This is a genomic window from Pseudomonas sp. NFACC05-1, from assembly GCF_900100135.1.
Lineage (GTDB): Bacteria > Pseudomonadota > Gammaproteobacteria > Pseudomonadales > Pseudomonadaceae > Aquipseudomonas > Aquipseudomonas fluorescens_Q.
Genome location: NZ_FMTR01000002.1, coordinates 418,428 through 435,305 on the forward strand (window position 1 = coordinate 418,428; position 16,878 = coordinate 435,305).

General features: G+C 57.5%; 19 protein-coding genes. 7 read left to right on the plus strand and 12 right to left on the minus strand.

The window, feature by feature from the left end:
• Positions 1–87: 87 nt before the first annotated feature.
• The 7 genes from BLO97_RS06110 to BLO97_RS06140 form a co-directional block, all read right to left on the minus strand.
• Complete coding sequence (locus BLO97_RS06110; RefSeq protein WP_092221485.1) at positions 88–1,173, minus strand: RHS repeat-associated core domain-containing protein; 1,086 nt, start codon at positions 1,171–1,173, stop codon at positions 88–90.
• Positions 1,174–1,487: 314 nt separating this feature from the next.
• Positions 1,488–2,507, minus strand: coding sequence for an RHS repeat-associated core domain-containing protein (locus BLO97_RS32195; protein WP_371914667.1), 1,020 nt, complete (start codon positions 2,505–2,507; stop codon positions 1,488–1,490).
• A 635-nt stretch (positions 2,508–3,142) separates the two neighbouring features.
• A complete protein-coding gene (locus tag BLO97_RS06120; RefSeq protein WP_092345298.1) occupies positions 3,143–4,102 on the minus strand; it encodes an RHS repeat-associated core domain-containing protein in 960 nt (319 codons plus the stop codon).
• Positions 4,086–4,343 (minus strand): cold-shock protein, encoded by a 258-nt coding sequence (locus BLO97_RS06125; protein WP_092345300.1) that lies wholly within the window; start codon positions 4,341–4,343, stop codon positions 4,086–4,088. The genes BLO97_RS06120 and BLO97_RS06125 overlap by 17 nt, the downstream gene beginning before the upstream one ends.
• A gap of 179 nt (positions 4,344–4,522) precedes the next feature.
• The gene (locus tag BLO97_RS06130; RefSeq protein ID WP_092146325.1) at positions 4,523–4,795 is read right to left on the minus strand and encodes a hypothetical protein; all 273 of its coding nucleotides are present in this window, start codon (positions 4,793–4,795) and stop codon (positions 4,523–4,525) included.
• 562 nt (positions 4,796–5,357) lie between these two features.
• Positions 5,358–5,933, minus strand: a complete 576-nt coding sequence (locus BLO97_RS06135) for a hypothetical protein (RefSeq protein WP_170867264.1) — start codon at positions 5,931–5,933, stop codon at positions 5,358–5,360.
• A 105-nt stretch (positions 5,934–6,038) separates the two neighbouring features.
• Positions 6,039–6,461 (minus strand): DUF3757 domain-containing protein, encoded by a 423-nt coding sequence (locus BLO97_RS06140; RefSeq protein WP_092146328.1) that lies wholly within the window; start codon positions 6,459–6,461, stop codon positions 6,039–6,041.
• Positions 6,462–6,762: 301 nt separating this feature from the next.
• Here BLO97_RS06140 and BLO97_RS06145 point away from each other — a divergent pair, with 301 nt between their 5' ends.
• On the plus strand, positions 6,763–7,341 hold the full coding sequence (locus BLO97_RS06145) for a DUF2780 domain-containing protein (protein ID WP_092345302.1): 579 nt from the start codon (positions 6,763–6,765) through the stop codon (positions 7,339–7,341).
• A gap of 36 nt (positions 7,342–7,377) precedes the next feature.
• On the opposite strand, the gene BLO97_RS06150 is transcribed toward BLO97_RS06145, so the two are convergent.
• Together BLO97_RS06150 and BLO97_RS06155 are read right to left on the minus strand one after the other, a co-directional pair.
• Positions 7,378–7,773, minus strand: coding sequence for a DUF3757 domain-containing protein (locus BLO97_RS06150; RefSeq protein ID WP_139197655.1), 396 nt, complete (start codon positions 7,771–7,773; stop codon positions 7,378–7,380).
• Positions 7,774–8,044: 271 nt separating this feature from the next.
• Positions 8,045–8,938 (minus strand): acyltransferase, encoded by an 894-nt coding sequence (locus tag BLO97_RS06155; protein WP_092146333.1) that lies wholly within the window; start codon positions 8,936–8,938, stop codon positions 8,045–8,047.
• A gap of 295 nt (positions 8,939–9,233) precedes the next feature.
• Between BLO97_RS06155 and BLO97_RS06160 the strand changes: the two genes are divergently transcribed.
• The 6 genes from BLO97_RS06160 to BLO97_RS31575 all read left to right on the plus strand — a co-directional run bounded on the left by BLO97_RS06160 (position 9,234) and on the right by BLO97_RS31575 (position 14,642).
• Positions 9,234–9,740, plus strand: coding sequence for a retropepsin-like aspartic peptidase RloA2 (locus BLO97_RS06160; RefSeq protein WP_092146335.1), 507 nt, complete (start codon positions 9,234–9,236; stop codon positions 9,738–9,740).
• 69 nt (positions 9,741–9,809) lie between these two features.
• Positions 9,810–10,490: a two-component system response regulator CreB gene (gene creB, locus BLO97_RS06165; RefSeq protein WP_063324059.1), complete on the plus strand. Its 681-nt coding sequence runs from the start codon at positions 9,810–9,812 to the stop codon at positions 10,488–10,490.
• Positions 10,490–11,908 carry a two-component system sensor histidine kinase CreC gene (gene creC, locus BLO97_RS06170; protein ID WP_092345304.1) on the plus strand — a complete coding sequence of 473 codons (1,419 nt, stop codon included), beginning with the start codon at positions 10,490–10,492 and terminating at the stop codon, positions 11,906–11,908. The genes creB and creC overlap by 1 nt, the downstream gene beginning before the upstream one ends.
• Positions 11,909–12,078: 170 nt before the next feature.
• Entirely contained in the window at positions 12,079–13,053 is a 975-nt protein-coding gene (locus BLO97_RS06175; RefSeq protein ID WP_092345306.1) for an alpha/beta hydrolase, read from the plus strand.
• A 54-nt stretch (positions 13,054–13,107) separates the two neighbouring features.
• Entirely contained in the window at positions 13,108–14,481 is a 1,374-nt protein-coding gene (creD, locus tag BLO97_RS06180) for a cell envelope integrity protein CreD (RefSeq protein ID WP_092345308.1), read from the plus strand.
• Complete coding sequence (locus BLO97_RS31575; protein WP_170862082.1) at positions 14,478–14,642, plus strand: hypothetical protein; 165 nt, start codon at positions 14,478–14,480, stop codon at positions 14,640–14,642. Before creD ends, BLO97_RS31575 begins: the two co-directional genes overlap by 4 nt.
• A gap of 22 nt (positions 14,643–14,664) precedes the next feature.
• Here BLO97_RS31575 and BLO97_RS06185 read toward each other — a convergent pair whose 3' ends face one another.
• The 3 genes from BLO97_RS06185 to BLO97_RS06195 form a co-directional block, all read right to left on the minus strand.
• Positions 14,665–15,294, minus strand: coding sequence for a glutathione S-transferase (locus BLO97_RS06185; RefSeq protein WP_092345310.1), 630 nt, complete (start codon positions 15,292–15,294; stop codon positions 14,665–14,667).
• 80 nt (positions 15,295–15,374) lie between these two features.
• Positions 15,375–15,554 carry a hypothetical protein gene (locus BLO97_RS06190; RefSeq protein ID WP_063324064.1) on the minus strand — a complete coding sequence of 60 codons (180 nt, stop codon included), beginning with the start codon at positions 15,552–15,554 and terminating at the stop codon, positions 15,375–15,377.
• Positions 15,551–16,681, minus strand: coding sequence for a PepSY-associated TM helix domain-containing protein (locus BLO97_RS06195; protein ID WP_092345312.1), 1,131 nt, complete (start codon positions 16,679–16,681; stop codon positions 15,551–15,553). The genes BLO97_RS06190 and BLO97_RS06195 overlap by 4 nt, the downstream gene beginning before the upstream one ends.
• Positions 16,682–16,878 lie beyond the last annotated feature (197 nt).

Consider the following 16,878-nt stretch of genomic DNA (forward strand, 5'->3'; position numbering starts at 1 on the left):
TTGTAGGCAAGACGGAAAAAGGGCGGCAGTTATGTCGCCCTTTTTTATTATCGTGTTTCGGCACCGTTCTACATCGGTCAGGCTTTTTTATGGGGTAAAGCGGATTGCTGAGGCCGCGTGTTCGGGATCAATACTAAGGCTTCTGCCTTCAAGGCTTGCAAAAATTGATTGGTTCGCAGTGCCTGGAAATTGAGCATGTTGTTGAAGTTTCTTTAACGGACTACCAGTTTGCGAGATGCCTACCCTAATTCGATACGCATCTACCGGTTTTCCTGTGAGTTTTGCAAAGCGACCGGCAAAAGATCCGCCTCCACCTTTTCCTGCATAACAAATAAGCAAACCCACGTTGTCGTAATCGCCGAAGTTAATCCCATGGCGGGTGGCGGCATCGTGAAGATTTTGTGGCGTCAGTCTTCGTTCACTACTGACTACTGCCGTTTTAGACCACGGGCCATGCGGGGTGCCGTGGGCTTCGATTATTAATTGTCGTTGCGTGGGGGTTGAGCTCTCAAATGCTACGACACGGCTGTCGATTATTTTGAAATTCGACATTTTGGCCTCTTTAATATTAGGGGTGGCCATTCGTGTCGATTTTCTTAGGTGGAGATTTCGCCCAATCGATTTGAAAAGTCCATAGATTGAAGAACGGCCTGTGGGATCGGTCCGGTTGAGCGGATCTCCAGAGCAGTACGTGTAGGTATTCATCCCACCCTCTCCAAACGGACTCAAACTGTCCGGGTTGTTGAAGCGCATCAGCACCGGGTTGAACGCCCTGTAGCCATTACCTAACAAATAATGCCCAGTCACCGGGTCCGGCCGTTCGCCGTTGAAGCCGAGCAGGCTGAGTAGACCGTTTTCCGGGACGCAGTGACCGTAAGGTGTGTAGGCGAGGGGGGAAAGGCCCGTTGCATCAAGCACGTGTAATACCGAGCGTTGCAGATCCGTGGTTAATAAGGTGATGTGTAGGGCGCCGTTGTGTCTCTGTTGTAGCGCCAGGAGCTGGTCATCCTGCTGGTAAATGGAGCACTGCGCCGAGCCTTGGATTTCGGTAGCCAGGCGATCCTTCAAATAGAAACGCTGGGATTTTGCCTGGGCCGTTGGTGTGCAATCGACCAGCCGATCCAAAGGGTCGTAGCGGTACCGGCAAAGCAGGTTTGCGTGTTCGACTGGCATGGGCATTACTCCTTGGAGGGTATGCGCATTTAAAGAGTTACTGTGACGCAACTGGGTAGAGTCGCCTACTAGCAACTCTGATAGTGGGGTAGCGGGAGGAGAGGGAGAACGTTGCTCATAAGGGCTAGCCTTCACGAGAGCACAACGGTGTAGTGATGCAAGCGATCATATGGGACGGCATCAACGTTGTGGAAATCGTCCGAGCAGATCATCAGCCTGGACTACACGCCGAAAGGCTTTGGTACGTTCGATGTAGGCATGTCGAAGAAGTTTGTGATTGGGCTGCATAATATGTTTAGTGTTGGGGGGGTAAGTTAATTTTGAAAATAGGAGGGTGGCTTAGTGTCATGTTTTTTTATAGTCCTATCAATTGATCTAATGTTTTTCATTGCGACTGAGTAAGGTGGCGGAGAAAAATGTTCGTAACTGGGCGGAGGCGACTCTCCGACACTAGGCCGAGGAACAACATGTCGACCTCGAAAATCGTTCAGTCCGTCATTTACGATTATTACAACAGGTGGTCTATATCTTGCTCCCGTCCTTAAGATGCTTCTAATATCTGCTCTAATTAGTGAAAATATCCGAGCGTGCAAGCCACGATTGGGATCCTCAGCGGGAAAAACTGAGAGGGCACTGACCTCTATAATGCCTCTAGTCGTCCGTGCCGAGGTTTCAGCATTGGAGGTCTGTAACGGAGTAGCTCCAGTTGTTGCCGGTGGATTTCGCGAGGCTGCGGGTTGAACTACCGGATTTGATTGCCTCATGAGCCCTGCTTCCCTCAAGACAGCCTTTAACGGGCCCCAAGTATGCCCCGTTGGATCACTCCGATTTATCGGGTCTCCAACGCAATAGGCATATGAATTCAATCCACCTGCCCCAAACGGACTCAAACTGTCCGGACTGTTGAAGCGCATCAATACGGGATTGAACGCCCTGTACCCATTACCCAACAAATAATGTCCGGTTACCGGGTCTGGCCGTTCGCCGTTGAAGCCGAGCAGACTGAGTAGACCGTTTTCTGGGACGCGGTGGCCGTAAGGTGTGTAGACGAGGGGCCAAGGCTGCGTTGCATTGAGCGCTTGTAATACTGAGCGGTGGTGATCGGTGGCGAGAAAAGTGGTTTGGACAGTGTCTTCCTGGCGTTGTTGCTGCGCCATGAGTTGGTCCTCCAGTTGAAAAAAGGAGCACTGCGCCGTCCCCCGAACTTCTGTGGCTAGACGATCCTTGAGGTAGAAACGTTGGGAGCTGACTTGGGCTGTTGGCGTGCAATCGGCCAAGCGATCCAACGGGTCGTAGCGGTATCGACAGAGTAGGTTTTCGCGTTCGAATGGCATCGACAGTACTCCCTGGAGGGTACGCGTATTTCAAAAGTTACTGTGGCACAATTGGTTAAAGTCGTCGACTAGCAACTCTGTTAGGGGCGAGTGGGGAAAATACGTCACTCACCTTAACTTGCTCAGAGACTTTACCGAAATTGTCGGTGTGTAGAAGAACAGCCTGGATTATGCGCCGAAGGGATGGCTGGTGCGATAGCGTGCAGAAGAAGTTTGTGATTGATTCGTATAAGTTGTTTTGTGCGGCGTAAGTAATGTAGATGAAGCGGTAAAAGTGCGGTCTTGGCCGCTTTTTTTAAGATGTCGAACAGTATTGCTCTTACCATAGGGGGGGGCAGCTAAACAGAGTAATAGCTGTCTTTCTGATGGAGGCGATCCAATGGATCGTAATAGCAGTGGCATAATAAGACCCTGCATTTATAAGTCATAGATTTTCCTCTGTTGGGGAAGCGTTCGACTGTTTTTTATCGTCAAAAGGTAATTGGTTGATTTCGATTAGGGCCGTCTTATTGAATGCGGCGAAGTGAATTTCACAGAATGATAGGGAGGTACGACTTCTCCTTCAAAGTAATAATTTTTTTTTGATTTTAAGATGCTTATTTTTTTTGCTTTTTTTATATTCGGATGAGCTATATTTAGTCTCTTCCCTGATCTGGAAAAAAACTAGCCATGATAGGGCCTGAGTATGCTTTTACAGGTTTGTTCGTCAATGTCGCGAGCTCTGCACCAAAAGGACGAACGGTGGCAGCTGAGTAGCAGCTAAGAAGTCTAAGCGATGCATATTTTTTGAGGTCTACATGCCGTATAAGATGCTTATATAGCTCCGCTGGTGAGAAGAGTTCATTACCTATAAGAATGTAGCGTGGATCGCTCTCCCAGCGTGGGGGTGGGCTATGGCCAATTATATTTAACCGCAATCCATCTTGATAATCATCAAATATTATAGAGTTGTCTGCAATTCTTTTAACGTTCTTGATTGATTTGACAGCCACATCAGTATGAGCGGTTGGGGTCGGAGGTTTAGGCCTAAATAAATTCAGGAAAGATTTCCATAGATTTCTCGCCATGTGTCCGGTGGAATCATCCTGATTTACTGGATCCCCTAAACAATATGCATATGCATTCAATCCTCCTCCTCCAAACGGACTCCAAGCATCCGGGCTGTTGAATCGCATCAGTACTGAATTGAACGTCCGATAACCATTGCCCAGTAAATAATGTCCGGTTACCGGGTCTGGCCGTTCACCGTTGAAACCGAGCAGGCTAATTGAACTGCTGTCCCGGGCACGGTGGCCATAAGGTGTATAAATGAGGGAATGCGGCTGCATTGTGTCCCATGCTTGCAGTACCGAGCGTTGTTGATCGGTGGCGAGCAAAGTGGTTTCGACGACGCCGTCCAGACGCTGTTGTTGCGCCAGGAGTAGATCGGCCTGCTGGAAAATCGAGCGCTGCGTCGAACCTTGAATTTCGGTGGCCAGCCGGTTTTTCAAGTAGAAACGGTGGGTGTCTGCTTGATCCGAGGGTATGCAATCGGTCAGACGATCCAGTGGGTCGTAACGGTAGCGGCAGAGCAGCATTTTACGGTTCGTCGACATGGTTCGCTCGCTGTGTGGAGCCGGTCCTTAATTCCGGCATCACTCTCGTGGCTTGCATACCTTTTTCTCCTTTCTCGATTTCAAACGAAACGCTCTGCCTCTCCTTCAAAGTTTTATAGCCCTCACCAGCAATCGCCGAGTAGTGAACGAACAATTCCTCGCCACCCTTGCCGCAAGAAATGAAGCCATAGCCCTTTGCATCGTTAAACCATTTAACGGTTCCCTTGATTCGGTCGTTCATTTTTATTGTCCTGCTTGTCCGAATGGATAAAGGCGTGGTTGCCCATGGCCTTGTTTTCGTTGACACGACGGGAGCTTAGGATCGGGGCAAATCGTTGCCTACTGTCAGAGTTGACAGTAGGCAATACCGAGAGGGAATAACCGATTGCAAGTGATATTCAGATGACTGTCATGAGGCGATCATGCCAGGGCTTGCGCCTGCAATCGTCGGCCGATCACGTCCAGCACGTCGCAGCCATCGCGCAACGGAATCGCCAGGAGCAGGGCGAAGTCGTGGAGGACGACGGCGTCGGAACTGATCTCCTCGCGGAAGGCGATGTTTTCCAGTAGTTGGGTGGCGGCACGGATGCGGTAGGCGGCGGTTTCGTAGAGGACGTCGAGGGGGGCTTGGGTGTCGATGAGCAGGGTGGCGGGGGTGCAGTCGACGCCGGTGATGGGGATGTATCGGTTCATTGGGTAGATCTCCCGTAGCTTGGTGGATGCCGCCACTCACTCGTCGCCAAACGAATGGGTGGCAGCTGTACGCGGGTTGGCGAACCGGATAGCTACGGACTCCGGCAGACCTCAGGTCTCCCGCGCACAACTACCATTAAGTAGTTTTTCGAGTGCAAAAGCCCGTGCCAAAAAGCAGGGCTTCTGACCGTAGTTTATCGAGTCGCCAAACCCGAGTCGCCATGTGGACGACGGGAAGAACTATAGGCATCGCCTATTGGGCTGGGCAAGGCTCGCTGTTGCGGGGGATTTCCCAAGTATTTGTGGGATTTTTGGTCGTGAGTATTCAGGCAGGAACACCGCTTCCATTGTGGTGAGGGGATTTATCCCCCCTGGGCTGCGAAGCGGCCCCCAAACCAGACAACTCGGTGCGTCAGGAAGATCGAGTTCGCGGCTTTAGGGCTGCTGCGCAGCCCAGCGGGGATAAATCCCCTCGCCATAAAGGGAGAGCAGTCCCCTGCTTTTCAGATACCAGCGGCGAGCGCTTCGCACTCGAGCGGGAGCAAGCTCCCTCGCCACCCGGTTATTGGTGTGCAGTCGCGGCCTCGACCCGGTCGCAGAATTCAGGGTAGAAACCCCGGGCGCTGGGGCCTTGGCAATAGTCTTGCGCCTGGGTCAGGGCATCGGCGCTGAAGTCCAGGCTACGGGGCATGCTGGCGAAGGTGACGTAGCCATCCTGTTGCGTCTTGATGGCGTCGAAGCCTTGCATGTCGTAGACCAGCTCCACGTCATCATCGGCCAGCAGGCGCGCCTTGACCGTCACTTGCGTGTACTGCTTACCCCCCGGTGCGCCGTTGAGCGCCGCCAGGCCATGGCCGACAACCCGCAGCAGGTCCGCAACCCAGGCGTTGCTGTCATCCGCGGCGGTGTTTGGACGGTAGCGCAACGTCAGCGTTTGCTGGTCGCGGGTCACATCGGTAAGCGTCGGGGCGGAGCGCTTGATGCGGTGTTCGATGGTCAGCCAGGTCTTTTGTTCTTCGCTGGTGCCGTCGGCCAGTTCCGGATTCAGCGGGCCACGCTGGTACTCGTTGACGCCCAGGACAATGAGCATGCCCGTCAGGATGACGGCGAGGGCCGCGCCGCCGATTTTTACGTTCATAGGCAAACTCTGCAGGAGAAAGCCGCACTGTACGGTAACGGTGCAGGCGATGGCAGGGCGCCTTGAAATGCTGTGCAGGAACAGTGACGCGTTTGCCATTCCCGATCAAAGCAACAGGTTGAAGTAGTCTGCGTCCATTAACTTGCACATTTTGGTGTCCGGGCTTTCGCAGCGATTATTCACCCACCCTGAAAAGGCCGGTTCCAATATCTGCTGATACTCCATATTCAGATTTATGTCCCCGTACCGGCACGTGACGGTCGCCGTTGTGGCTGCCTGTCTGTCCTCGTCGGCTTCATGGATAACGTACTCGGCGCCTTCGAATTGCAGCCTTGCCGGGTCGACCACGTCCACCAGGCTTTCGCTCTCCCATTCGTGGTTGTCTTGTGCCTCGACGAAAAAAACATCTTCCACCGATTCAATGTTTTTATGGATGTCAGTGACGGCAGGGCAGGTTATTTCACCGGCATGGGCGTGGCCGATGATCAGCAAAAGCAACGCCGCGCCTCCAGCCAGTATTTTTCTCATGTGCCAGGCTCCAGGGCTCAGATCAACGATTCACGGCTTTGGTCGGGCGGGCTACTGTCAATGTTGTCAGTTATTTATGTCAATTCAGAACTGTATATGGATGTTTGGTAACTTATAGCTATAAGAAAAAGCGCAGTTTTCATTGAATCAGACACTTCTGACGGGCTTGGAAGATTTTTCTGTAGTGGCTATCGGCCACTCCTGTAATACGTTTAGGAACAATCTGCATCCGCTCCAGTCCAACGCTCGCTTTACGCCGCTCTTGATGAGCGGCTTTTTCATGGTCTAGAGGATGTCCCGGATGAAGGTTTCACGTGGTTTTGCTCTGTCTTGCCTGTTGACGCTGGCTGCCAGCCCAGCCTTCGCGCAGTTCAGTCTCAGTGATGCAGCCAATGTGGTGTCGGCGATGCAGGGCAACCAAGGCGAACAGGGCGAGGGCGCCGTGGCCGCCGCGCCGAAAGCCGCCGGGTTGCTCAACACCTTGGGATCGGAACTCAAGATCACGCCGGAACAGGCCATCGGCGGTGCCGGTGCGATGCTGGGGCTGGCGAAGAACCAACTCAGCGAGCCGCAGTTTTCCGAGTTGAGCAAAAGTGTTCCGGGCCTGGATCAGATCGCTGGGAACAGCGCCATCGGCGGGCTCAATGGCCTGGGCGGTTTGCTCGGGGGCGGATCGGAGAAGCATTCACTGCTCGACGGCTTGCTGGGCAACGTCAAGGACACCGGCGACCTGAACAATGCCTTCAGTGCGCTGGGCATGGACAGCGGCATGATCGGCCAGTTTGCCCCGATTATCTTGCAGTACCTCGGCCAACAGGGCGTGGCAGGTTCGTTGCTGCAGAATCTGGGGGGGATCTGGGGTACGGGGGCGGGTGTTTGATGAAGGTGGCGACATCGAAAATCCGCCACGGAACCATCAAAACCTCAAGCTGAAATAGTCGGCGTTCACCGGCTTGCAGGAGTAGGTGTCCCGACTGGCGCAATGGTTGGCCGACCAGGGCAAGGACGCCGGCTCCTGGACGTCAAGATAATCCAGCGTGAGGTTGTTCTCGCCGTAATTGCAGCTAATGATCACTCTCCTCGGCACCTGTTCATCTTCGTCGGGTTCATGGACCGCGAACTCAGCACCGTTGAATTGCTGCACCGCCGGATTGGCCTCCTGTCCAAGGTCTTGGCTCTGCCATTCGCGATCATCCTGAATTTCTACTGTTTCAGTGGTGCCATGGATGAGTGTTGTAGCCGGACAGGTGACTTCTGCGGCATGAACATGGCCGATTATCAGTAAGCAAATTCCTGCGCCGCCATCAGTCATTAAGTTTCTCATGGGCTTGCCTCCACAATGTGTCCCGGCGACATGTTTGCGGCTGTGCTTGGTGAGGGCTACTGTCAATGCTGACAGTTGTTTATGTTGATTTGGAATTAGTTGGTTCTTGACTGTTAACCTTTGGCGATAATTAACTCAAACTTCATGAAAAGCGGAAACGTCTGAAGGATTAACAGATGGGGCGGTCTTTGCAGGGTTCCGAGGATGTTCGGGATGAAGGTTTCACGCGGTTTTGCGCCGCTGCCAACTATCAGAACTGTTAGGAATCCATTGTTTCGCTACGCAACGCCGCAATCCGCCGATCCTTTTCAGTCCACAGCTGGTTAACCCAATCCTGCACATGCTGGCGAAACACCGGGTCGTTCTCGTAATCCCCCTGCCACAGCGCTGGGTCCAGCTCGCGGGTCTGGATGTCGATGATGACCCGGGGCACCGCGCCGCTGATCAAATCCCAGAACCCGGGAATCCGTTCCTGCGGGTACACCACTGTCACGTCCAGTACGGCATCGAGTTGTTCACCCATGGCCGCCAACACGAATGCCACGCCCCCGGCCTTGGGTTTGAGCAGGTGGGTGAAGGGTGACTGTTGCTGTTGGCTTTTGGCGGCGGTGAAGCGCGTGCCTTCGAGGTAGTTGACCACGGTGACCGGCTGGCGCTTGAACAGCTCGCAGGCGGCCTTGGTGATTTCCAGGTCCTTGCCGGCCAGTTCCGGGTTCTTGGCCAGGAAGGCTTTGGTGTAGCGTTTCATGAACGGGTAGTCCAACGCCCACCAGGCCAGCCCCAGGAACGGCACCCAGATCAGTTCCTTCTTGAGGAAGAACTTGAAGAATGGCGTGCGCCGGTTGAGGGTCTGGACCAGGGCGGGGATGTCGACCCAGGATTGGTGATTGCTGATCACCAGGTAAGAGGTGTCGCGACGCAAGTTACCGCCGCCGCGGATGTCCCAGCGGGTGGGGATGCACAGGGCGAAGATCAGTTTGTCGATTTCGGCCCAGGTCTCGGCGATCCACATCACCGCCCACGAGGCGTAGTCGCGAAAGCGCCCGGGCAGGATCAGTTTGAGCAGGGCGAACACCATTAGCGGCCCGAACAGCACCAGGGTGTTGAGCAATAACAGCAGCGTGACGAAACAGCCGGTGAGCAGGCGGCGCATACATGACTCTTGCAAGCGGGTGGGCGGGCCATGATAAGCAGCTTCCGGCGGCAGGCCAAATCGGCGTGGACGAAAGTTTCACTTGGGCTTGGCTAAACTGGATGGGCTTTTGTGGCGAGGGAGCTTGCTCCCGCTGGGCTGCGAAGCGGCCCCCAATTGGCGGCGATGGCCAGACCGATTTGCGACTGCTGCGCAGCCGAGCGGGAGCAAGCTCCCTCGCCACAGGGATGTTTAACCGAACGAATTCATCAGCAACGGTCTAAAACCCCACTCCCACAATGGAAGCCCTGACTACATGAAATCAGTTCTAGCCCTGCTTACCCTGGTGGCCCTTCCAGTGCTGGCCGCCGAGCCGACCCTGTACGGGCGCTACGAATACATCGCGCTGCCGGAAATCGGTGGTGAAGTGCTCAAGGCCAAGATGGACACTGGCGCGTTGACCGCCTCGCTGTCGGCCAAGGACATCGAAACGTTCACCCGCGACGGTGATGACTGGGTGCGCTTCCGCCTGGCGACCAAAGGTGCGAGCAATAAACTCTACGAGCACAAGATCGCGCGCATCAGCAAGATCAAGACCCGCTCTGAAGAAGACGAGGACGACGACGAAAAAATTGCGCCGACCAAGCGCCCGGTGGTGGATCTGGAGCTGTGCCTGGGTAACGTCAAGCGCACCGTGGAGGTCAACCTGACCGACCGCAGCAGTTTCAACTACCCGTTGTTGATTGGTGCCAAGGCATTGCGCGAGTTTGGCGCGGCGGTGAATCCGGCGCGGCGGTTTACGGCGGATAAGCCGGACTGCTGATTTCCCTGATTGACGTGCCCCAAGCCTTGGGGCACCGTTCCGGCAACTTTATTGCCGGGCTCGCAAGCCATGCCTCATATCCTGATTGTCGAAGACGAAGCCGCCATCGCCGATACGCTGGTGTTTGCCCTGCAAGGGGAGGGGTTCGACACCACGTGGCTGAGCCTTGGCGCCGCCGCCCTCGATCACCAGAAGAACACCCCGGCCGACCTGATCATCCTCGATGTGGGCCTGCCGGATATCAGCGGATTCGAGACGTGTAAAAATCTCAGACGTTTCAGCGACGTTCCGGTCATCTTTCTGACAGCCCGGGATGGCGAGATCGACCGGGTCGTGGGCCTGGAGATCGGTGCCGACGATTATGTGGTCAAGCCCTTCAGCCCCCGCGAAGTGGCGGCCCGGGTTCGGGCGATTCTCAAGCGCGTGGCGCCGCGACCGGCGGCGGACTCAAGCACAGCGTTGTTCCAGGTGGACAGCGACCGGGTGCAGATCAACTATCGCGGCAAACCGCTGAACCTCACGCGTCACGAATTTCGCCTGCTGAACTGTCTGTTGGAACAGCCCGAACGGGTCTTCAGCCGCGAACAATTGCTCGACGCCCTGGGCGTGGCCAGTGATGCCGGCTATGAGCGCAGCATCGACAGCCATATCAAGAGCGTGCGCGCCAAGTTGCGCCTGGTGAGGGCCGAAGCCGAACCGATCCAGACCCACCGAGGCCTGGGCTACAGCTACAGTCCGGGGCACAGCTGATGTCGCTGGGGATCCGGATTTTCCTGGTGTATGTGCTGTTTATCGGTCTGACCGGGTATTTCGTGCTCAACACGGTCATGGAGGAAATCCGCCCCGGCGTGCGTCAGTCCACCGAAGAAACCCTGGTGGACACGGCCAACCTGATGGCCGAGATCCTGCGGGACGATTTCAAGGCCGGCACCCTCAACCAGAATCGCTGGCCGCAGTTGCTCAAGGCTTACGGCGAGCGCCAGCCGGCGGCGACGATCTGGGGCTTGCCGAAAAACCAGGTCAGCCATCGCATCTATGTCACCGATGCCAAGGGCATCGTGATGCTCGACTCCAGTGGCGTGGCGGTGGGCCAGGATTATTCGCGCTGGAACGACGTTTACCTGACCCTGCGCGGCCACTACGGCGCCCGTTCGACCCGCAGCGTTGCCGATGATCCAACGTCTTCGGTGATGCATGTCGGCGCGCCGATCCGCGATAACGGCCGGATCATCGGTGTCGTCACCGTGGCCAAGCCCAACAGTTCGCTGCAGCCCTATGTCGACCGCACGGAGCGGCGCCTGCTGGCCTACGGCGCCGGGCTGATCGTGCTCGGCCTGCTGCTGGGGGCTCTGTTGTCATGGTGGCTCAGCGCAGCATTGCGGCGTTTGACGAGCTACGCCCAGGCGGTCAGCCAGGGACGCCGGGTGGAAGTGCCGCATTATCGCGGCGGCGAGTTCGAGCAACTGGCGGGGGCGGTGGAGCACATGCGCACCCAACTCGAAGGCAAGGCCTACGTCGAGCGTTACGTGCACACCCTGACCCACGAGCTCAAGAGCCCGCTGGCGGCGATCCGCGGCGCTGCCGAACTGCTGCAAAGTGATATGCCGGCGGCCCAGCACCAGCGTTTCGTCAGCAACATCGAGAGTGAAAGCGTGCGCATGCAGCAGTTGATCGAACGCTTGCTCAACCTGGCCCAGATCGAGCAACGACAGGGCTTGGAGGACGTGGTCGCTGTGCCGCTGGTGGCTTTGCTGGATGAGTTGCTGGAAGCGCGCGGTGGTTGGATCGAAAGTCGTCAGCTAAAGGTCGAGCAACGTATTGCCGCCGACCTGACCCTAACGGGTGAGACATTTCTGTTGCGCCAGGCCCTGGGTAATCTGCTGGAAAACGCCCTGGACTTTACTCCCGCCCATGGATTGCTGCGCATCAGCGCCGAACGAATCGACAACCAGGTCGAGATCCGCCTGTTCAATCAGGCCGAACCGATTCCCGACTACGCCCTGCCACGCCTGAGCGAGCGCTTCTACTCCCTGCCGCGCCCGGACAGCGGTCGCAAGAGCACCGGCCTGGGGCTCAACTTCGTGGAGGAAGTGGTGCAGTTGCATGGAGGTGAGTTCAGGATTGGCAACGTCGAGGGTGGGGTGGAGGTGGTGCTGCGCTTGCCTTGAGAAAAATTTGGTTAATTTTGTTATTGGTTAATTTACATAATCATTTTTTAGGTTTAGTTTTCGCTCAGCACTGACGAACAATAACTAGACCTGTCAGCACGCCCTGCCTTACGGCGAGATGGCTTTCGGTTCGTTGGTCCTATCGTGGCTACACAACCGGGAGCATGAGCATGGTAAGCCTCTGGCAAAAATTGCAGGCCAAGTTGCTGCGCGCCTTCGCCAAGCGAATGAAGGCGAAGTTCACCTATGACCCCGCGCGGTTTCCGTTGCGCGCCGTGGCCGAACAAACCATTGCAACCCCATGGGGACCCGCGCGGGCGTTGTTCTACTGGCCCCATTCCCAGACCGCGACGACGCTGCCGGTGTATCTGAATTTCCACGGGGGTGGTTTTGTCGCCGGAACGCCCGAGCATGACGACAGCTATTGCCGTCGACTGGCCCACAACCTGAATTGCCTGGTGGTCAACCTGGACTATGCGCTGGCGCCAGAGCAGGTCTTTCCCGCAGCGCCGCGGCAATGTTTTGCGGTGCTCGAGTGGTTGGCGGGCCAGGCCGAAGCGTTGGGTATCGATCCCCAGCGGATCGCCGTCGGTGGTCATAGCGCCGGCGGTAATCTGGCCGCGGTGGTGGCGGGCCTGGCGCGAGGTCATCGAACACTGAAGGTGGTGCATCAATTGATCGACTATGCGGCGCTGGACCTGGCCCAAGACCCGGCGCTGAAGACTTCCACCGTTGCCCGTCCCTTGCTCGGTGTCGGCCTGATGCGCTTCTTCATGCGCTGCTACCTGAGCGATCCGGCGCAGGCGCTCGATCCGTTGGCGTCGCCCCTGCTGTCGCCGGTCGATTCGCTGGTGGGGATGCCGGCGGCCACGGTGATCACCGCGCAGTACGATATCTTGCGTGGCGAGGGCGAGGCCTACGCCGAAAAGTTGCGTCTGGCCGGCGTGCCAGTGCGGTTGCGAATGTTTGAAGGCTGCGACCATATGTTCACCCACCTGGGGCCGGACGATTCGGCCGAGGAGGCCTGGCAGCTGATGGAAGATTCCCTGCGCGAAGCGTTCCAGGCCGTGGACGTGGCGGATGCCGGCGTTCGCGCCCAGCACGACGATGGCCGTCTCCACACAATCTCCACAATCGCTCCATAAGCCCAACACACAGCCACCCCAGACTCTCCCTCATTCGAACAGGGAGAGCCCCACATGAACCGCAGTCTCGCCATAAAACTGGGCATGATCGCCCTATTGATTCTCTTGTTGATGATCCCGTTGTTGATGATCAACGGGCTCATTGATGAGCGCCAGGAACTGCGTGACGGTGTGCTGCAGGACATCGCCCGCAGCTCCAGCTACAACCAGCAACTGATCGGGCCGATGATCGTGGTGCCGTTTCGCAAGAGCGTGAAGGTCTGGAATACCAACGAGAAGACCGGCGTGCGTTTCCTGGAAACCGTCGAGCGAGCAGGTGAGTTGTATTTTTTACCGGAGCAGTTTGAACTCGACGGCCAGGTCCGCACCGAAACCCGTGCCCGGGGCATCTACGAAGCGCGTTTATTCCATGCCGATAACCGGATCGATGGCCGCTTCAAGGTGCCTGAGCGCTACGGTGTCGCTGCCAAAGACTTTGCCGACTACCGCTTCGACGAGCCATACCTGAGCGTCGGCATCAGCGATATTCGCGGCATCGAGAATGCGCTGACGCTGACGCTGAACCAACAGACCGTCGACTTCCTGCCTGGCTCGCGGCTCGGCTGGCTGGGGCAGGGTGTGCATGTGCCGCTGCCAATGATCACCGCCCAGGGCGGCCCTGAGCTGACCTTCGGTTTTGACCTGCGCCTGCAAGGCACCGGCGAGTTCCAGATTCTGCCAGTGGGCAAATCCACCAAGGTGCACCTGTCGGCCGACTGGCCACATCCCAGCTTCATTGGCAACTACCTGCCCACCAATCGCGAGATCAATGAGCAGGGTTTCAGTGCCGACTGGCAAACGTCGTTTTTCTCCACCAACCTTCTGGAAACACTGCAAGCCTGCGAACCAAGCGATAGTTGTGAAGCGTTCCGCAGCCGGGCCTTCGGTGTGAGTTTCATCGACCCGGTGGACCAGTACCTCAAGAGCGACCGGGCGATCAAATATGCGTTGCTGTTCGTCGCCCTGACCTTCGCCGGCTTCTTCCTTTTCGAAGTGCTCAAGAGCCTGGCGGTGCATCCGGTGCAGTACGCCTTGGTGGGTGTGGCGCTGGCGTTCTTTTACCTGTTGCTGCTGTCATTGTCGGAGCACATTGGCTTCGCCTTGGCCTACCTGGCGTCGGCCAGTGCCTGTGTATTGCTGATCGGCTTCTATGTCTGCCATGTGCTGCGCAGCGTCAGTCATGGCCTGGGATTTTCGGCGGGGCTGGCGGGCTTGTACGGTTTGCTCTACGGCTTGTTGAGCGCAGAGGACTACGCGTTGTTGATGGGTTCGCTGTTGCTGTTCGGCCTGCTGGGGGTGTTCATGGTGCTGACCCGCAAGCTGGACTGGTACGGGGTTGGCGCGAAGCCGGCGGCGGCGATGAGCTTTGATCTGGGAGAGGTGAAATGAGCCGGTCGCTGGGGTTGCGTGAGGATCAGCGAGTGCGCGAAGTGTTGGTGATGCGCATTGCCGGGTTGTTCCCGCTGGATCCGGTGCGCTGCCATCGCGAGCAGGCTCGTTCCCACAAGGTGCAACACGATTCTATGTGGGAGCGAGCCTGCTCGCGATGAGGCCGGCACAGCTTGTGCAGCGTTAGACCCGGGGCACTGTTTCAAGCATTGATGGCCGCAAACTGACCTCGGCAAACCACGCCGCCAGTTGCCGATGGGCCTTGCGCCATTCCAGGTCCGGATGGCGCAGGTCCAGGTAACCCAAGGCACACGCCACGCTGATGGAGGCCACGTCGAAGTGGCAGGCCAGTTCGGCAATCGCCTCGGCTTCGAGCATGCCCAAGGCGCGGCGAATCTTGTCCCGCTGCGCCTCGAGCCATTCGTCCCAGTGCTTTTCCGCCGGGCGTAGCGCGGTTTCGTAACGGATCATCACCGCCGCATCCATGATCCCGTCGGCCAGGGAGGCCAGGGTCAGGCGCCGCCAGCGGGCCGCACCCTCGCGGGGGATCAGCGGGTTGCCGACGTGCTGGTGGTCGAGGTAATCGAGAATGACCCGGCTGTCGTGGATGACACTGCCGTTGGCCAGGCGCAGGGCCGGGATCTTGCTCAACGGGTTGTCATCGATGAGCGCCCGATCCGGTTTGACCGGCGTGAGCTGGCTGAGCTGCAATGCCACGCGATCCTGCTGACCGGTTTCGTGCAGCAGCACCAGGACCTTGCGAACGAAAGGCGAAGCGGGGTTGTGGAACAGCGTCATGCTGGGGGTGGACATGCAAAGTCTCCTCGATTGGCGGGCAGGACTTAGCCTAGACAGTTCCGGTGCGGCTGGCGAGTGGCCGCGTCCGGCTGAGCTTATCCGCGCTTGAGCAATCCCCAGGTCCCCAGCACCGTCGGAACCCCCAGGCCCACCCAGGCCACTGCATCCCACATCCCATCGCCCAGCAGCGCCGAAAACAACCCTGCTGCGCTCAGTACGCCAATCACCACGGGAATACCAAACACCTTCCAGAAACTCGACTGCCGAGGCCTCACGAGACGACCTCCGTGCCGACGGCTGCGCGCTTGGCCGCTTTACGCCGCACCAGCCACAGGTAGACGCCGCTGCCGAGGACGATGATGGTGAGCACGTCGAGGGTGGCCCAGAAGATTTGCATCGGCCGGCCACCGTAATCGCCGAAGTGCAGTGGCAGGGACAGGCTCATGACATCCATGTACCACGGCCGCTCGGCCACGGCGGTGACCTCCAGGGTGCTGGCGTCGATCAATACCGGCGTCAGCAAATGCGAGGTCAGGTGGGTGCCGCCTTTCATGAATACGCCGTAGTGGTGTTGGCTGGAAAACAGCGTGCCGGGGAAGGCAATGAAGCTCGGTTCCATGCCCGGCGCGACGTCCTTGGCGATGTCGAGCAAGCGGGTAGCCGGGGCCAGTTGCGTCAGCGGCGGGGTGTTGCGATAGGGTTCGACCATGGCGCTGAGGCTGTCGTTGCGCCAGGCGGCGATGATCAGGTCGGCGCACGCGGCAATCACGCCGGTGACGCCCACGGTGAGCGCCCAGACCAGCGTGACCACGCCGATCAGGTTGTGCAGGTCGAGCCAGCGCAGGCGCGTGGATTTGTCCTGGCGCACCGTGGCGAACTTCAACCGGCGCATGAACGGCAGGTACAGGACCACGCCGGAAACGATGGCGATCACGAACAACAGCCCCATGAACGCCAGCAGCAACTTGCCCGGCAAACCCGCGAACATGTCCACGTGCAGGCGCAGCATGACCATCATGAAGCCGCCGTTGGCCGAGGGCATTTCCAGGGCCTCGCCGGTGCGCGCATCGAGCATGAAGGTATGGGAGGAATTGGGCTCGGTGTCCGGTGTCGGCGCCATGATGGTGAAGATGCCGTTGGGCTCGTCCTCGTCCCAGCCAAAATACTGGACCACTTCACCCGGACGATGGGCCTTGGCCTTTTCCACCAATTGCTGGAGGTCCAGGTGTGGCGTGTCGGCCGGCATCTCCCGGAACTCGGGCGCGTCGCCCAGCAGATGCTCGATTTCATGATGGAAAATCAGCGGCAGCCCGGTGATCGCCAGCATCAGCAGGAACACCGTGCAGATCAGGCTGGTCCAGGTGTGGACGAAGGACCAGCGGCGGATGGTTTTGCTTTTCATGATGGTTCCAAATGCAAAAAGGCCGCTTGCGGCGAGCACACTATTGACTCAAGGCGCTAAATCCATTGTGGCGAGGGAGCTTGCTCCCGCTGGGCTGCGCAGCAGCCCCTCTTGGATGAGCGCTGCGCACTCAAGCGGGAGCAAGCTCCCTCGCCACGGATCCATTCACTTCGACGAGTAACATTGCACTCAGCGGC

Excerpts from the sequence above, each read along its gene's own strand:
- BLO97_RS06125 (WP_092345300.1), bottom strand. The coding sequence starts at position 4,343 with ATGAACGACCGAATCAAGGGAACCGTTAAATGGTTTAACGATGCAAAG.
- BLO97_RS06155 (WP_092146333.1), bottom strand. The coding sequence starts at position 8,938 with ATGCGCCGCCTGCTCACCGGCTGTTTCGTCACGCTGCTGTTATTGCTC.
- BLO97_RS32195 (WP_371914667.1), bottom strand. The coding sequence starts at position 2,507 with ATGCCATTCGAACGCGAAAACCTACTCTGTCGATACCGCTACGACCCG.
- BLO97_RS06185 (WP_092345310.1), bottom strand. The coding sequence starts at position 15,294 with ATGTCCACCCCCAGCATGACGCTGTTCCACAACCCCGCTTCGCCTTTC.
- BLO97_RS06150 (WP_139197655.1), bottom strand. The coding sequence starts at position 7,773 with ATGACTGATGGCGGCGCAGGAATTTGCTTACTGATAATCGGCCATGTT.
- BLO97_RS06140 (WP_092146328.1), bottom strand. The coding sequence starts at position 6,461 with ATGAGAAAAATACTGGCTGGAGGCGCGGCGTTGCTTTTGCTGATCATC.
- BLO97_RS06130 (WP_092146325.1), bottom strand. The coding sequence starts at position 4,795 with ATGAACCGATACATCCCCATCACCGGCGTCGACTGCACCCCCGCCACC.
- BLO97_RS06120 (WP_092345298.1), bottom strand. The coding sequence starts at position 4,102 with ATGTCGACGAACCGTAAAATGCTGCTCTGCCGCTACCGTTACGACCCA.
- BLO97_RS06175 (WP_092345306.1), top strand. The coding sequence starts at position 12,079 with ATGGTAAGCCTCTGGCAAAAATTGCAGGCCAAGTTGCTGCGCGCCTTC.
- creD (WP_092345308.1), top strand. The coding sequence starts at position 13,108 with ATGAACCGCAGTCTCGCCATAAAACTGGGCATGATCGCCCTATTGATT.
- BLO97_RS06160 (WP_092146335.1), top strand. The coding sequence starts at position 9,234 with ATGAAATCAGTTCTAGCCCTGCTTACCCTGGTGGCCCTTCCAGTGCTG.
- creC (WP_092345304.1), top strand. The coding sequence starts at position 10,490 with ATGTCGCTGGGGATCCGGATTTTCCTGGTGTATGTGCTGTTTATCGGT.
- BLO97_RS06195 (WP_092345312.1), bottom strand. The coding sequence starts at position 16,681 with ATGAAAAGCAAAACCATCCGCCGCTGGTCCTTCGTCCACACCTGGACC.
- BLO97_RS06110 (WP_092221485.1), bottom strand. The coding sequence starts at position 1,173 with ATGCCAGTCGAACACGCAAACCTGCTTTGCCGGTACCGCTACGACCCT.
- creB (WP_063324059.1), top strand. The coding sequence starts at position 9,810 with ATGCCTCATATCCTGATTGTCGAAGACGAAGCCGCCATCGCCGATACG.
- BLO97_RS31575 (WP_170862082.1), top strand. The coding sequence starts at position 14,478 with ATGAGCCGGTCGCTGGGGTTGCGTGAGGATCAGCGAGTGCGCGAAGTG.
- BLO97_RS06135 (WP_170867264.1), bottom strand. The coding sequence starts at position 5,933 with ATGAACGTAAAAATCGGCGGCGCGGCCCTCGCCGTCATCCTGACGGGC.
- BLO97_RS06145 (WP_092345302.1), top strand. The coding sequence starts at position 6,763 with ATGAAGGTTTCACGTGGTTTTGCTCTGTCTTGCCTGTTGACGCTGGCT.